At 68.8% G+C, this 13,558-nt stretch carries 13 protein-coding genes and 3 pseudogenes; 6 read left to right on the forward strand and 10 right to left on the reverse strand.

The window, feature by feature from the left end; translation table 11 throughout:
• The first annotated feature begins 57 nt into the window (after positions 1-57).
• The 3 genes and pseudogenes from ACN20J_RS02120 to ACN20J_RS02130 all read left to right on the forward strand — a co-directional run.
• The gene (locus tag ACN20J_RS02120; RefSeq protein WP_419665004.1) at positions 58-1,692 is read left to right on the forward strand and encodes a serine/threonine-protein kinase; all 1,635 of its coding nucleotides are present in this window, start codon (positions 58-60) and stop codon (positions 1,690-1,692) included.
• Positions 1,689-2,387, forward strand: coding sequence for a hypothetical protein (locus tag ACN20J_RS02125; protein WP_419665005.1), 699 nt, complete (start codon positions 1,689-1,691; stop codon positions 2,385-2,387). Before ACN20J_RS02120 ends, ACN20J_RS02125 begins: the two co-directional genes overlap by 4 nt.
• 90 nt (positions 2,388-2,477) lie before the next feature.
• Positions 2,478-2,765, forward strand: a pseudogene (locus tag ACN20J_RS02130) (IS5/IS1182 family transposase); the annotation flags it as partial.
• A gap of 111 nt (positions 2,766-2,876) precedes the next feature.
• Here the strand turns inward: ACN20J_RS02130 and ACN20J_RS02135 are convergent.
• The 3 genes and pseudogenes from ACN20J_RS02135 to ACN20J_RS02145 all read right to left on the reverse strand — a co-directional run.
• Positions 2,877-3,614 carry a dienelactone hydrolase family protein gene (locus ACN20J_RS02135; RefSeq protein ID WP_419665006.1) on the reverse strand — a complete coding sequence of 246 codons (738 nt, stop codon included), beginning with the start codon at positions 3,612-3,614 and terminating at the stop codon, positions 2,877-2,879.
• 229 nt (positions 3,615-3,843) lie between these two features.
• Positions 3,844-4,833: a DUF6215 domain-containing protein gene (locus ACN20J_RS02140; RefSeq protein WP_419665007.1), complete on the reverse strand. Its 990-nt coding sequence runs from the start codon at positions 4,831-4,833 to the stop codon at positions 3,844-3,846.
• A 73-nt stretch (positions 4,834-4,906) separates the two neighbouring features.
• Positions 4,907-5,094, reverse strand: a pseudogene (locus ACN20J_RS02145) (IS5/IS1182 family transposase); the annotation flags it as partial.
• A 123-nt stretch (positions 5,095-5,217) separates the two neighbouring features.
• Here ACN20J_RS02145 and ACN20J_RS02150 point away from each other — a divergent pair.
• On the forward strand, positions 5,218-5,826 hold the full coding sequence (locus tag ACN20J_RS02150) for a DJ-1/PfpI family protein (protein WP_419665008.1): 609 nt from the start codon (positions 5,218-5,220) through the stop codon (positions 5,824-5,826).
• 147 nt (positions 5,827-5,973) lie between these two features.
• Here the strand turns inward: ACN20J_RS02150 and ACN20J_RS02155 are convergent, their stop codons facing one another.
• The 4 genes and pseudogenes from ACN20J_RS02155 to ACN20J_RS02170 all read right to left on the reverse strand — a co-directional run.
• A complete protein-coding gene (locus ACN20J_RS02155; protein ID WP_361902680.1) occupies positions 5,974-6,327 on the reverse strand; it encodes a hypothetical protein in 354 nt (117 codons plus the stop codon).
• Positions 6,328-6,369: 42 nt separating this feature from the next.
• Entirely contained in the window at positions 6,370-7,167 is a 798-nt protein-coding gene (locus ACN20J_RS02160; RefSeq protein WP_419665009.1) for a maleylpyruvate isomerase family mycothiol-dependent enzyme, read from the reverse strand.
• Positions 7,168-7,490: 323 nt separating this feature from the next.
• Complete coding sequence (locus ACN20J_RS02165) at positions 7,491-8,357, reverse strand: GNAT family N-acetyltransferase (protein WP_419665010.1); 867 nt, start codon at positions 8,355-8,357, stop codon at positions 7,491-7,493.
• Between the two features lie 58 nt (positions 8,358-8,415).
• Positions 8,416-8,767 (reverse strand): annotated as a pseudogene (locus ACN20J_RS02170) (IS630 family transposase); the annotation flags it as partial.
• Between ACN20J_RS02170 and ACN20J_RS02175 the strand changes: the two are divergent.
• Both ACN20J_RS02175 and ACN20J_RS02180 read left to right on the forward strand, forming a co-directional pair.
• Positions 8,729-8,938, forward strand: a complete 210-nt coding sequence (locus ACN20J_RS02175; protein ID WP_419669103.1) for a hypothetical protein — start codon at positions 8,729-8,731, stop codon at positions 8,936-8,938. The pseudogene ACN20J_RS02170 and the gene ACN20J_RS02175 overlap by 39 nt on opposite strands.
• A gap of 258 nt (positions 8,939-9,196) precedes the next feature.
• Positions 9,197-10,099 carry a phosphotransferase family protein gene (locus ACN20J_RS02180; protein WP_419665011.1) on the forward strand — a complete coding sequence of 301 codons (903 nt, stop codon included), beginning with the start codon at positions 9,197-9,199 and terminating at the stop codon, positions 10,097-10,099.
• A gap of 356 nt (positions 10,100-10,455) precedes the next feature.
• Here ACN20J_RS02180 and ACN20J_RS02185 read toward each other — a convergent pair whose 3' ends face one another.
• The 3 genes from ACN20J_RS02185 to ACN20J_RS02195 form a co-directional block, all read right to left on the reverse strand.
• A complete protein-coding gene (locus tag ACN20J_RS02185; protein ID WP_419665012.1) occupies positions 10,456-11,268 on the reverse strand; it encodes a DUF2461 family protein in 813 nt (270 codons plus the stop codon).
• A gap of 395 nt (positions 11,269-11,663) precedes the next feature.
• A complete protein-coding gene (locus ACN20J_RS02190) occupies positions 11,664-12,497 on the reverse strand; it encodes a PIG-L family deacetylase (RefSeq protein ID WP_361922906.1) in 834 nt (277 codons plus the stop codon).
• A 659-nt stretch (positions 12,498-13,156) separates the two neighbouring features.
• Positions 13,157-13,525, reverse strand: a complete 369-nt coding sequence (locus ACN20J_RS02195; protein WP_189845834.1) for a VOC family protein — start codon at positions 13,523-13,525, stop codon at positions 13,157-13,159.
• Between the last annotated feature and the right edge of the window lie 33 nt (positions 13,526-13,558).

Consider the following 13,558-nt stretch of genomic DNA (forward strand, 5'->3'; position numbering starts at 1 on the left):
CGAAGCTTCCGAGCCTCACCGAGGCTCCGGGACCACGACGGCCCTGAGGGGATGCGGATGAACACATGGGCAGTTCCTGGATACACCGAATCGCTGGAGCTGGGCTCCGGGGCGAGCGGCCGTGTCGTCCTGGCCGTGCACGAAGGGACCGGCATCGCGGTCGCGGTGAAGTACCTCAGCGAGTCGCTGCACACCCGCCCCGGCTTCGTCCACGACTTCCGCGCGGAGGCACGACTGCTCGCCGGCCTGAACAGCCCGTATGTCACCGGGTTGTACGAGTACGTCGAGAGCCCCGACGGCGCCGCCATCGTGATGGAGCTGGTGGACGGTGTGTCCCTCCGTTCCCTGCTGACCAGGCAGAGTCCGCTGGAACCCGAAGCCGCACTCGTGATCCTCAAGGGCTCCCTGCTCGGCCTGGCCGACGCACACCGGCTAGGTGTGGTCCACCGCGACTACAAACCGGAGAACGTCCTCGTCACTTCCGACGGCGCGTCGAAGCTCGTCGACTTCGGCATCGCGGTGACCACGGGTGAGAGCGCCGGAGTGGCCGGAACACCCTCCTACATGGCCCCGGAGCAGTGGACCGGTGCGCCCGCCTCACCCGCGGGCGACGTGTACGCGGCGACAGCCACCTTCTTCGAGTGCCTGACCGGCCACAAGCCGTACCCGGCCGACAACCTCGCCGAACTCGCGCTGCGGCACGTCGACTCGCCCGTCCCGGCCGATGAGGTTCCCGAGGCGGTGCGGTCACTGGTCCGTCGCGGCCTGGCCAAGTCGCCCGAGGAACGTCCCTCGCACGCCGCGGCGTTCGTCGCGGACCTGGAGGCGGCGGCCGTCGCCGGTTACGGCCCGGAGTGGGAGGAGCGTGGCCGCGGCAGGCTCTCCGCACTCGCAGCGCTACTGGTGCTGCTGCGCCCCTCGGCCCGCCCCGGCCCGGAGTCCACCACGGACACCGCCCGCACCGTCCTGCGCCCGGGAGCCGGCGGGGGCGGTGGACGGGGCCACAGGTGGCGGCCCACTCGCCCGGGCGTGCTCGTGTCGGCTGCGGCCGCGCTCCTGGCGATCGTTCTGGCGTATGGCGTGCCGCGGAACGACGGCCAGGCGGCCGAAGCGTTCGCCACGACCAGTGCACAGCCCGGAGCAGGGTCGGGGCCCACCTCGCCGACCTCGTCGGCCGACCCCACCGGCGCAGCCGAGTCCTCGGCATCCCCCGGAGCAACCGGCCCCTTCTCGTCCGGCTCGCCGAGCTCGGCATCCGACGGCCCCTCGGCATCTGCCTCGGCCCCGACCGAAGAAGCCACGCCGCCCAGCGGAGGGACGGCCACTCCCGCCCCGACGACCGCGTCTCCCACCGCGCCCGCCGCGCCCGCGGTCAAGGACGTCGCCGTGTCCGGCTTCCGCCAGACAGGCCCCACCACGGGTACGACGACCGTCTCCGTCACCACCGACGGCACCGGGCCGATCTCCGTGACCGTGTCCTGGTACACGGGCGACACCAGTGGGCAGCTCGGCACGCCGGACGGAACGCCCCAGACCTTCGACCGCAGTGGTGCCACGCAGTACACGTTCACTGTCGACCACACGTTCCAGGGCAAGGGCTGCTACTGGGCCGTGCAGGCCACGACAGCTCCCGCGTCCGCCGACGGCGGCGCCTCACAGCAGCTCCTGACGAGGGGGTGCGACATCCGTTGACTCCGACCAACGACCGCACCACCCCGCCCGGCAACGGCTCCTGGCCCACTCCGCCCGACCACACCGCCGACGCGGACGCGGAGTACAGCGCCACCGTCCTGGGGAGTCACTGGTTCCAGAGACCCGAGCAGGACACCACGCCGGAAGCGGACCGGACCGCCGTGGCACCGCCCACGCCGGAAACCCGGCCCGACCGGGTCGAGGGAACGGTCCTGCGCTTCGGCCCCGGTGTGACCGCCGCTCTCTCGCACCGTTCAACGACCCCGCTGTCCGCCGCCGTGCCGACGCCCACCCGGCGTCCGCGAGGAGGTCTGCGCCGACACGCCCTGCCGGCGCTGGTGCTGCTCCTGGTCATCGCGTTCCTCGCCTGGCAGCGTTCCGGCACCGGCTTCACCGCGGACCGGGTGACCGTCACCACCCGCCAGACGACGGTGGAATGCGACAACACCGCGGACATCGTCGGAGTGATCAACACGAACGGCCGACCGGGCACCCTGTCCTACCGCTGGGTCCGCAGCGACGGCACGACCTCGGCCGTCCTGCGCGAGGTGGTGCCCGGGGGCCAGATGAAGGCACGGGTACATCTGCTGTGGACGTTCCGGGGCGAAGGCCGATACCGGGCCCAGGCCGAGTTGCACGTCCTCTCCCCCAGCCGCCACACAGCCACCATTCGCTTCGTGTACGACTGCTCCTGACGGCGGGGAAGAACCGGGTGCGGTTGCCGTACTGGTCGGGTTGGCGGTCACGATCGATGTGATGTCTGCCTTCCGAACGGCGGACCGTCGCTCCGGCGTCCACCTCCGCTTGCCCGTCCGGTCTGGGCCGACTTGGCCTACGCGCGGACCCTTGTGGCCTGGGCCAAGTCCTTCCTCCACCTGACGATCAAGACCGTGAGCAGGCCCAAGGGCGCCAAGGGCTTCGTGATCTTGCCGAGGTGTTGGGTGGTGGAGAGGTCACTGGCTTGGTTGTCGCATGCGCGTCGGAAGGTGCGCGACGACGAGACCCGGCCTGAGCACTCCGAGGCGATGCCTACCCTCGCCTCGATCACGCTTGTGACCCGCGGGCTCACCCGGCCCGCCGTCCAGTCCAACGCAGTCATGCCCCGATCTGCCGAACCCGTCCAGCTGCTTGAGGCGTCCCAGGCATGACGCCGACCCAGCCTGGTGCCGGCATGTTCGCCTGGGTCATGCGCCCAGATCCTCCGTCACGGGCAGGCACTCGGCGAGCAGGTCGACGACGTCGCGCCAGGCTCGCTGCGCGTGCCGCGGGTGGTAGCCGACGCCGGGGACCGTGGGGTGGTCGACCGGCGGATGGTGGAAGGCGTGCAATGCGCCGCCGTAGACCGTGAGGCGCCAGTCGACGCCCGCGGCCTGCATCTCAGCGGTGAACGCGTTGCGTTGCGCGGGCGGCATGATCGGGTCTTCCGACCCGACCCCGGCCCACACCGGGCAGCGAATGCGCGCTGCCTCGCCCGGTCGGCCCGTGGTCTGTGCGTTGACTGTCCCGATCGCGCGCAGGTTGACGCCGTCGCGCCCGAGTTCCAGCCCGATGGCGCCCCCGGTGCCGTAGCCGACGGCGGCGATCCGGTCGGAATCGGTCCGCGGTTCGGTCCGCAACACGTCGAGCGCCGCATGTCCGATGCCCCGCATCCGGTCGGGATCGGAGAGCAGTGGCATGCAACGGGCCAGCATCTCCTCGGGGTCGCTCAAATAGCGCCCGCCGTGGAGGTCGAAGGCCAGCGCTATGTATCCCAGCTCGGCGAGAGCATCGGCCCGGCGGCGCTCGACGTCGCTGAGCCCCATGCCCTCTGGTCCGAGCAGCACCGCGGGCCGGCGGTCGACACCGGCCGGGAGCGCGAGGTGCCCGATCATCGTCAGACCGTCGGCCGGGTACTCGACCGTACGCGTCGTAATCGTCGTCATGAGACTGGACTGTAGTGATCGTCGAGCCCGGTGCGGCCGCTGTTCTGCCGCTGGCAGAGCAGCTCGGGTATCCCCCTGAAATACGGCGAGGGCTCACAAGAACCGTCACCGCCTGAAGATGGGATCTGAAGCAGCAGCCGAGGACAGGGTCATAGACTCGCGCGCCCAGCAGGGACAGGGCGGTGCTGTTGTCCTCGGTCTTGCCGAGGAAGCTGTACTCCGCGTCTCGTCAGGCAGGCCGTTCGGGGATCCTCGGAAGAACCCGTTCAGCGATGTCCAGGAGAACGCTGTCGTCAGGGAGGGCTCCTGACTTGCTCCACACGACGATGTCGCAGTAACCGCCCCGGTCATTGCGGTCCAGCGCCACGGTCAGCGTCCTGGCCAGGGGGCCCTGTTCGACCGGTCCGCCGGATCCGCCACTGCCGAGATCGATCTCGATCTTCATGGTGGGAGCCGAGGAGAAGACCGCGGGCCGACCGACAGCCGTAAGCGTCTTGATGTCCGTCTCGTCCCCGAACTTCATCAGCTTCACGTACTGGTCGGTCGTCAGCTTGTTGTAAGTGGCCGAGACGTTCACGGTGTACGTGTCGAACGCGACCTCGGCCTCCGGATTGGCGACCCTCTCATCGGTCAACGGGGCGGTGTTGTTGGTGCCGGAAGCAGTGGTCGCGGTCTCTTCAGGCGTTCCCAGGAGCTTGGCCAGGTCTGGCCGGTTGAGCGTCTTGCACAGCTCTTCGCCGGTCACGGGCCGGGGCGTCTGCTTGTAGACCTTCGGCAGCTCCTCGTGTGTCCCACCCGAACACGAGGCGGGCTGCGGGGTGCTGACGTCGGACGGCATCACGCGTGGGGCCACCCACAGCACGGCCCCGAGTGCCCCGAACACGGCCACGGCCGCAACGGCCTGACCCCATGCGTTGTGGTCCTTCTCCGCAGCGACCGGGCCGGGACGCGGCCCCGTTCCGGCCTGGGCCACAGCATCGGCCGCCGCCCCGTCCGCCGAGGCTGCCGGACTCGGGTTCCGGCGTGCGCGCAGGGCCCGGACCACCACGTGGATGCGTATGGCTGTGAACACGAGGAACACCACGCCGAGACCGGCCGCGACCCATTCGTGATCGTGGACGGCGAGATACATGATGCGTACACCGAGAACCGACCCGACTGCGATGAGGAGGGGTTCGCGGACCCAGAACGGCAGGAGACGGATGAGGAAACCGAGCATCCGGCGATCTCACCAGGTCAAGATCGAATTCGCTGTGATGGAAGCCACAGTTCCGGGCATGTGCAGGGCCTACTTTGAGGGCCGGGACACTGGCGGAGGCGATCGGGCAGGGCGGCCGGTCCGCCCCGCCCCGCGAACCGAGTTCATCCAGGACCAGGCGGTGGAGTTTGGCCCGCACCCGGGCCTCGGTCCACTCGGTGAACCGGCGAACCGGCGAACGGCGTTGACGCCCGACAGAGCGAATCCGGGTGGGAGTTGGTTTCAGCTCGGGACTCGACTCGCAGAGCGCCGTCAGGCATGCCACCAGCCACTGATTGGCTCTCGACCGGGAACAGCGCGCCAGGAAAACTGTGGACTTCTGATGCTGCGCTTGAGGGAGTTGTGATGCAGGTCGCCGTGGTCACCTTCGACGGGTTCAACGAACTCGACAGCTTCATCTCTTCCGCGCTGATCAACCGATGCCGTAAGGACGGCTTGGAAGCCTTCATCACGACGCCGACGCCGGTGGTCACGTCGATGAATGGCGTCGAGGTGACCGGGCAGCGCCCGATGGAGTTCGTGACCGAAGCCGACGTCGTGCTGATCGGTAGCGGGGTGAAGGCGCGAGAGGTGGTCACCGACGACAGGCTGCTCTCCAGGCTGCCGCTCGACCCGTCACGACAGCTGATCGGTGCGCAGTGCTCCGGCGCGCTGGTCCTCGCCCGTCTCGGGTTGCTGGAGGGTATGCCGGCTTGCACGGACATGAAGAGCCGAGCCTTTGTCGAAGCCTGCGGCGTCACCGTGCTGGACGCGCCGTTCCACGCCGAGGGGAACATCGCTACAGCGGGAGGTTGCCTGGCGTCCCAGTACCTCGCCACGTGGGTGATCACCCGAATGCTCACGGAGGACGCGGCGCGCGCCGTCATCGACTACGTGGCTCCGGTCGGCGAAAACCAGGACACTGTCGAGCGGGCAATGCGTGCCGTGCACTCGAGTGTGGTTGCACTGCGCTGACGCCTCTAGATCAGCATGTCGGGCCGCTTGCGATCACGACGACGATTCTTGAACGCATTGAGGCCGTGGCGTCGTCCGGGGTACGCGTGAGCCATGGACGCGGCGAACAAGGCGGGGCCAGGACACGCTGTCCCCGCTGGTTGCCCGTCAGCTTGATTTCCTCTGCGTTGTTTCGGTGAACGCCAGCCCTTGCAGGGCGAGTTGTTGCGTTTCGTACCGGCCTTCGGTCGTGGCCTCCACGTCGAACCCGTGCACGATCTGCGGTGGGTAGCCGATGAGTTCGAGCGCCCGGCTGGGCAGCGCCTGCCGGGACGCCTCCTCCGACTCCCACAGCAGAACGGCTCCCCACCGGTTGGTGTCCGGATCGGAGAGCCACATCTTGAAGCGAAGTCCGGGTACCTCGGAGAACGCGGCGACGGATTCCTCACGCAGGTACTCACGCATGGACTCGATGGTCTGTCCGGAGGCGGACAGGTCCCACCAGACAATGTCGGCACGCATGGCGCTCCTTCCTCTCGAGAACGGAATTCGGCTGTCGGCCGGTCAGGTCACGCTGCTACGGGGTGATTCAGGCAGTTCCTGCGCTGTTCGGGCCGGGATCGGCGTGCCCCACACCCCTGCCCGGTGACGAGGTCGCAGGCGGTCATGGCGCTGGAGGGTGGGGGCCCAGGGCCCGAGATCAGGCAGTTCCTCCGCCGCCGCTGGTGACACGACCGGCGTACGTCCGGCCAGCCAGGCCGCCAGGTCGCGCAGGCCTCCGGTGACCACCGTGCCCGGCGGCCCGTCGCCGACGGACCACTGGCGGCCCACGTCCTCCGCACAGAGGCGTGCGCCTGCCGGAAGGCGGCCGAGGAGGAAGTCGATGGTGTGTGCGGCCAGGTCCTCGGGCCAGTCGTCCGGCCGCACGCCGAGTTCCAGATCGACCATGTGGATCCATACCTCGCGCCAGCGTGCGAAGACAGTTGCGGCGAGGTTCGCGTTGCGGAACGTCACCGGACGGCTCCAGTCCACGTCGGTGGCGCGTGCCCAGGATGCCTCCAGCCCGGCCGTATTCGCGGCGAGCTGCGCGCGGTGCTCGGCCGCGCTGCGGCCGGCTGTCGTCTCGATGATCGCGTTGCGTTCGTCGACCCCGCCGTCGTAGCCCGCGACAAGTTCACCGCGCAGGGCATGTTCCGCAAGACGGGCGAACATCCTCGCGTTGTCGGTGAGATGCGCGAGGACGTGGCCGCGAGACCAACCCGGAAGGGCGGATGCCTCGACGACCTGCTGGTCACTCAGGCTGGCCACGAGCCTCTCCAGTGTCCGGTGGGCCTCGATCACAGCTGCGACAGGGGGTTGCATGGCTCTCCGTCCTACAGGGCCGGGGTCTGGTTGAGGACTGCAGGGGCCTGGGCAGCGAGTTCCTTGAGTGGCTCACCGCTCAGCCGACATACCGTCCACTCGTTGGCCGACGGTCATGTACGCAGTACCTCGTTGGTATGCGCGATGCGCCATGCGGATGACGGATGGAACCGCCCTCGCCAGCCGGACTCCCCCGGAGTTGGAGCAGTGGATGTCCGGTCGAGCCGAGAACGGAGCACCTCGTACGGCCGCCGTACGAGGCACTGCGGCATGGTGAGGAGGTCCGGAGACCCCTGCCTCTGACCTTCCGGATCCGCTCTACGTCAGGCCTTCCGGATCCGGTCGGCGATCTCCGGCCTCACCGCGAACCCGGCCGCCTTGTATGTGGCGACGCCGCCGACGTTGGAGCTCGGCGTGCACACGCGCACGCTTGACGAGCCCATCTCCCGCAGTGCGGCCGCCCCGGCGACGGTGATGGCCCGGCCGTAGCCACGGCCACGGTGGTCTGCGTGGACGCCCATCGGCTCGACCAGTCCCGGTTTCCCCGGGCCGGCCGACCAGACCGTCACCACCGCCGCCGGGTTGCCCTGATCGTCGTAGACACCCAGGCATCGGGCGTCGGCGTAGAACGGTGCCGCGGACATCTTGTGCCGGTACTCGCGCGTGGAGTTCGTGGGGTTGAACGCGGACCGCAGGACATGGGCGAAGTCCTGTGCCTGCTCCCGGCCGATCTCCTTGATCCGCACACCGGGGTCCTCCACCTCTTCGGCGAGGTCGCGGAACAGCGGCGTCCACGGCTCGTCGACTCCCCAGCCCTCCTTGGTCAACAGGTCGTGGAGCAGCAGGCCCTGCGGCGCCTCGATGGATACCGCTCCTTCCGGCAGCACGCCACGCTCGGGCAGCGAGAAGTCCTCGATCAGCCGGCGCGCCAAGTCCTCGTCACGGAAAGCGTCGGGAGCGACCGTCATCCGCACGAGCGTCGGCAAATCCAGCATCCCGACGGCGAGGATCCGTCCGTTCCGGCTCCAGGTCCGTACCGCCGCGGCCGTCTCGGCCGTTCCGAACCGGTAGTTCCAGCCGATGTCCCCGGGATGCAGTTGCATCGGTGTTTCGTCGTGCTGCCACTCCCGCAGCGCCGCTATAGCCTCGCGCACTCCGTCGGCCGTCGGCGTCCTCAGCACAATCGTCATAGTCGGGATCTGACACTCCCGTTTCGGTGGCGTGCAACCGATTAACTGTCGAAGCGCTTCAGGGTGATGGCGGCGGGAGGTCGATGGCGAGTCCGGTCCCTGCGAGGAAGCCATCGAGGGGCGTCGGGCCGGTACTGGAGGCGCTTGAGTCGGTTGCGCACGAGCGCGGCGAGTCGGTCGAGGGCAACACTGGAGAGGTTCGCGAGGCTGTGTTTCACGTAGGCACTCGACCGCGTTCAGTTCGCGTGCGTAGGCGGGCAGGGTGAACGCCGTCAGCCAGGCGCGCGCCTCGGTCAGGTCACGCATCTCTTGTGGGAAGCGCGGGTGTTCAGGCGGGCCCACACGAGCACGATCGGTGCCTTGAGCAGTTGGTGCACGCCGTCGACGCCAGTCAGCTGCCCGGCCTCACCGGCTTCGCCCTCCACCCCCACCGCGACTTCGACGCTGTGCCCGCCGGACTCACCCTGGACTGGAGCTCTGGTGCCACCGAAGGCGCCGTGAACCGCATCAAGAAGATCAAAAGGCAGCTCTACGGCCGAGCTGGATTCGAACTACTCCGCAAGGTGATCCTGCTTCAGTGACCGCCGGTGACGGCTCCCAGCGATCACTTCCAGTGTCCGCGGACGGGGTCTTTCCAGCTGTGGCCATGACTCGATGCGGGTGCCTGAACGGTGACTGCGGCAGCTGCGAGACGTGCCGCTGAGCCAGCACGAGGAATAGAGCAGGGTTGCCATCGCCTTCAAGGAAACGCTTTGCGCGTGCCGCCGTCCGGATGCTGGGGTGGCACGGTGACCGATCACTATGGTGCGGCGGCTGTCCGGCCGTTGACCCTGGCTTGGGTGAGCCGGTACCTGGAGGCCGGTGAACGGGTCGTCGGAATCGAGGCTCTGCACGGCGGCATCACTGCCGAAATGCGGCGGCTGACCGTCGGCACGCGGGACGGAGGCACCCGTGACCTGGTGCTGCGGACCTTCGTCGACGTGAAGCACGCCGAGGACTGGCTGAACGGGGAGGCCGGCGCGCTGACCCTGCTCACGGGGACCGGCGTGCCGACTCCTGTACTGGTCGCGGCTGATCCGACCGCCGCGCAGTGTGAGTATCCGTCGCTCCTCATGACCCATCTGGCGGGCCGGACCGTCCTCGACGACGAGGGACTGGAGACGCGCGTCCCTCTGCTGGCCCGTCAACTCGTGGCGATCCACGCGTTGCGACCCGCCGAGCGGCCCCGGAAGTATGTGGCGTTGGCGACCGCAGACACCGTCGTGACTCCGAAGGGCGCCGACACGGCCGCATGGGCCGCGGCGATCGACGTGATCCGCAAGCCCGCGCCGTCCTATCAAGGGCGATTCCTGCACCGGGACTTCCACCCCGGCAACGTACTGTTCGAGGTGCCGGCCCAAAGTCTGGCAGGTCCCCGGATCACCGGCGTCGTCGACTGGGCAGCGACCTCCTGGGGCCCGGCGGATCTCGATGTGGCGCACTGCTCAACCAATCTCGCGCTGCTGCACGGCCCGATGTGGGGGCTGCGGTTCGCCGAGGCGTACGAGGAGGCCGGCGGGGTGCTGGCCGCGGCCGCGAGCGAGCGGCTGTACTGGCGGGTGCGAGACGGGCTGGCGTTCTCAGAAGAAGTGCAGTTGGTGTCGCAGCCGTGGCGGGAGGCAGGGAGAACAGAGCTGACGACGCGAGCCGTGGAGAAGCGGCTGGATGCCTACGTCACCGCCCTGATGGACGCGCTGGGCTGAGCCAAAGCGGTCCGCCGACCGCGACGAAGCACGTCGGCTCCTGGCCTCGGGGGTGAGTTGCCTGCGCGCACTACCGGCCCGAAGTCCGGCTGCACATCATGGACTTGGCCAACCGGCGGGAAGCTGGCCGCATTCAGTTCTCCGAGGGGATGCGGGCGGCGAACTCCCGCCCCAGGCGGTCCGCGTCCGGCGAGAGGGGCCCGTCCTCCCTCCTCCCGGGCGATCGCCTGCAGCAGGCGGAGCAGGTCCTGCGCATCACCTTCTGCGCGCGGGGGCCACGCGGCCCGGCTGTGCTTCCTTCCGTGCCGCGCGGCCCGGGTGTGCTTCCTCCCGTGCCGCGCGGCTCCCGCGTGATGTCAGGCGGTGCGCTTCACGTGGCGGACCAGCCACGTCAGCAGGTCGTCCAGGTCGGCGGCGGCCGAGAGGACCCGGTCGAGAGCCTCGGGGGTGTGCAGCCACTCCTCGCAGCCGAGGGGACGGGCGGCGATCAGCGAACGGTGGCGCAGCATCTCCGTACGGGGGTGGTCGGTCGGATAGCCGCGCGGGGGTCGTTTCATCACGTCCCCAGAGATGTCGTAGCCCTTCTTCCGCACGTCCTCGACGATGGCGGACAGTTCGCGGCCGCTCCCCTCGGAGGCCACGGCTTTGCGGAACATGTCCACGTGGCCGGGATCGGGGTACCACCAGGCGCCCTGGATCCGCAGGCCGTCCAGGGAGAACCGGAGACCGATCTCGATCTTGCGGCCGAGCCGGATCACCGCGCTCTGGTTCTGCCACCACCAGGAGTTGGTGCGGTAGTGCCAGACGGAGAAGTCCTCGTACCGGGGGTCGGTGTCCGCGACCTCGTTGAGCAGGGCGATCATCGGCTGCCGGACCAGGCGTTCGCGGTCCGCGCGGTAGTGCTCGCGGGTCGCGTGGGTCGGTTCGCCCTGGAGCTGCCACAACACGTCCATGGCCTGCTCCGGCCAGCCGGTGAACTGTCCGCACATGCGCGCAGAATAGCCCACCCATAGTCCGCGGGCGGGGTGTGAGACGGGCAGGGAGGCGTAGCCCCAGACGTGGTGGGAGGTGTGGCGTCGGGGCTCGCCGGCCAGTTCGATGTGCCGGGCGCGACGGGTGAGTTCGTCGACGTACGCGGAGAGTGCGCGCAGCGGGACGCGAGACCCCACAACTGTGTGGGGTCTGGCGGTTGGTGTCGGAGACCGCCCTCGTGACCTGCTGCTTCCTCCGTTGCCTTACGGCCTGTCGGACATCGGAGCCTCAGCTTCGTGTCACTCCCCCGGCGGTCTGTCCTGATCGGAGCAGACCGCCGGGGATAGGACCTGGACTGTCGCGCGCCTTCCGAGTCAGCAGCCCGCAGGTCTCCCCCACCTGTGCGGTGCCAGCTGGTTCAGGGACGAGCACGGTGTCGGAACAGAAGTGTGGGCACACGTCGACGCCGTCGGCGAGGGCCTGGGCGCGGACTGCCGGAACGTAACTCGCGTGGACAAGCCTGCGGGTGTGTGACCCGCTCGATCGCGCCGTGCAGCCGATGAGCCTCCCCCCCGTCGGCCGGTCGGGAGGCTCAGCGCAGTCCGGCGAAGAGATCGTTCTCGGGAATGGCCGCGTCGGTGGCGTCCTGGACACGTACGAAGGTCTCCATGCCCATCAACTCGCCGAACCTCTCCTTGCCCATCTTGAGGAAGAAGATGTTCTCGCCCTGACTGGCGTGCGCGGCCAGCGCGTCGAACTTCTGGCCACTGAATGCGGTGGTGTCCACCCACGTGGTGATCTCATCGTCGGGGAGGCCGATCTCGGCCATCGCGGCGGCCTCGGCAGGGTCCGGCTCCGGCATGTCCGGATGGAACTCGCGCATGATCTCGCCGAACCGCTGCATCCCCGAGCGGGGCATCGTGGTCCAGTACACCTTCGGTGCCAGCTCGGTCATCTCCAGCGCCGCCATCGTGATGCGGTGGGCCTGGATGTGGTCGGGGTGGCCGTAGAAGCCGTTCTCGTCGTAGGTGACGACGACATCGGGTCGGTAGTGCCGCATGAGTTCCGCGAGTCGGGCCGCGCCTTCCTCCACGGGGGTCTGCCAGAAGGATCCGGGGGCGTCGTTGCTCGACCAGCCCATCATCCCGGAGTCCGCGTAGTCGAGCATCTCCAGATCGCTGATCTTCAGGACGTCACAGCTCTCCTGAAGTTCTTGACGGCGCATCAAGGCGACGGCTGAAGGATCGTGGCCGGGATCGCCCGGCTTGACACCCCCCGGACCATCACCGCAACCGCCGTCGGTACAGGTCACGAGGACCGTGCGGATGCCTTCCGCCGCGTACCGCGCGAGGACCCCTCCGGTTCCGGTGGCCTCGTCGTCGGGGTGAGCGTGTACTGCCATGAGCGTCAAGGGCCGGTCAGTCATCAAAACAGTCCTCCAGCGGATACGTCTTGGTCCAAGTAGCGCGGCGGGCGTACCGCCATGCAGGAGCCCGGACACTGGTGGGGCGGACGACCTTGTGGTCTCCGTGTTCCCCGCCTGTGCGGTGCCGGTCCCTCGGTCGATGCAACCGCGTCGGCCGGACCGGATGTTCCCGGCGCGGCAGCTTGGCCTTCGGGCGTCGGCGTTCAACGCGCACGAGGTACAGGCGCGACGCGACCTGCATTGTCCCGTCCGATTCGAGTTGGCAGCCGCAGCCGGTTGGAAACCTTCATCGACGCCATCGATCTTCTCCACGCCAGCGGGGCGGCGCATCGGCATCCTCGGCTCCACGGATGCGGACGTGCAGGATCGTTGCCCGCCGGCCGAGCGGGACGTGCGCCGGTCGGTGGTCGGCGAAGTGCGCTGTCGCGCGGGGCGCCCCCAGACGGCCGCAGGCATGGCACCAGTTGTCAGGGGCGACCACTCGACCGAACAGCACCGCGTACTCGGGGTGCAGTTATTGGCCGGCCTCTTCCAAGCCGAGGCCATCCAGGCGGCGGAACGTCGTCAGATCAGCCGGGCAGAAGGTGGCGTCACGCACGCGCCTCGGGCGCAACCGGCGGACTTCTGTGATCGGTGATCATCCGGTGGCGTCTGGCTTATCAGGCGCGGTCGTGGAGGGTGACCTGGTAGCCGTCGGGGTCGGCGAAGGTGAATGTCCGGCCGAAGGGGCCGTCGACCGGTGCGGAGACGATGGTGTGACCGTCAGCGACGAGAGCATCGTGGATGGCCTGGACGTCGGTGGCGTGGAGCCAGATCGCGGCACCGATGCCGGGCTGGGCGACGGATGCGAGATCGGTGCCGGGAACGACGTCGCGCAGTGCGAACGCGATCGGCTTCGTCTCGAAGACGACGGCGTGCGGAGGTCCGGCTTGCGAGCGGACGAGTCCGAGGTACTGCTCGTAGAACGCCTGCGAAGCGTCGAGGTCGCGCGCCTGGAGCGAGATGAAGTCGGGGCCGGTGGCGGGCATGATGATGCTCCTTCTTTTCGTGTCAGCTTTCTG

Source organism: Streptomyces sp. 2-1, assembly GCF_048564895.1.
In the GTDB taxonomy this organism is placed as follows: domain Bacteria; phylum Actinomycetota; class Actinomycetes; order Streptomycetales; family Streptomycetaceae; genus Streptomyces; species Streptomyces phaeochromogenes.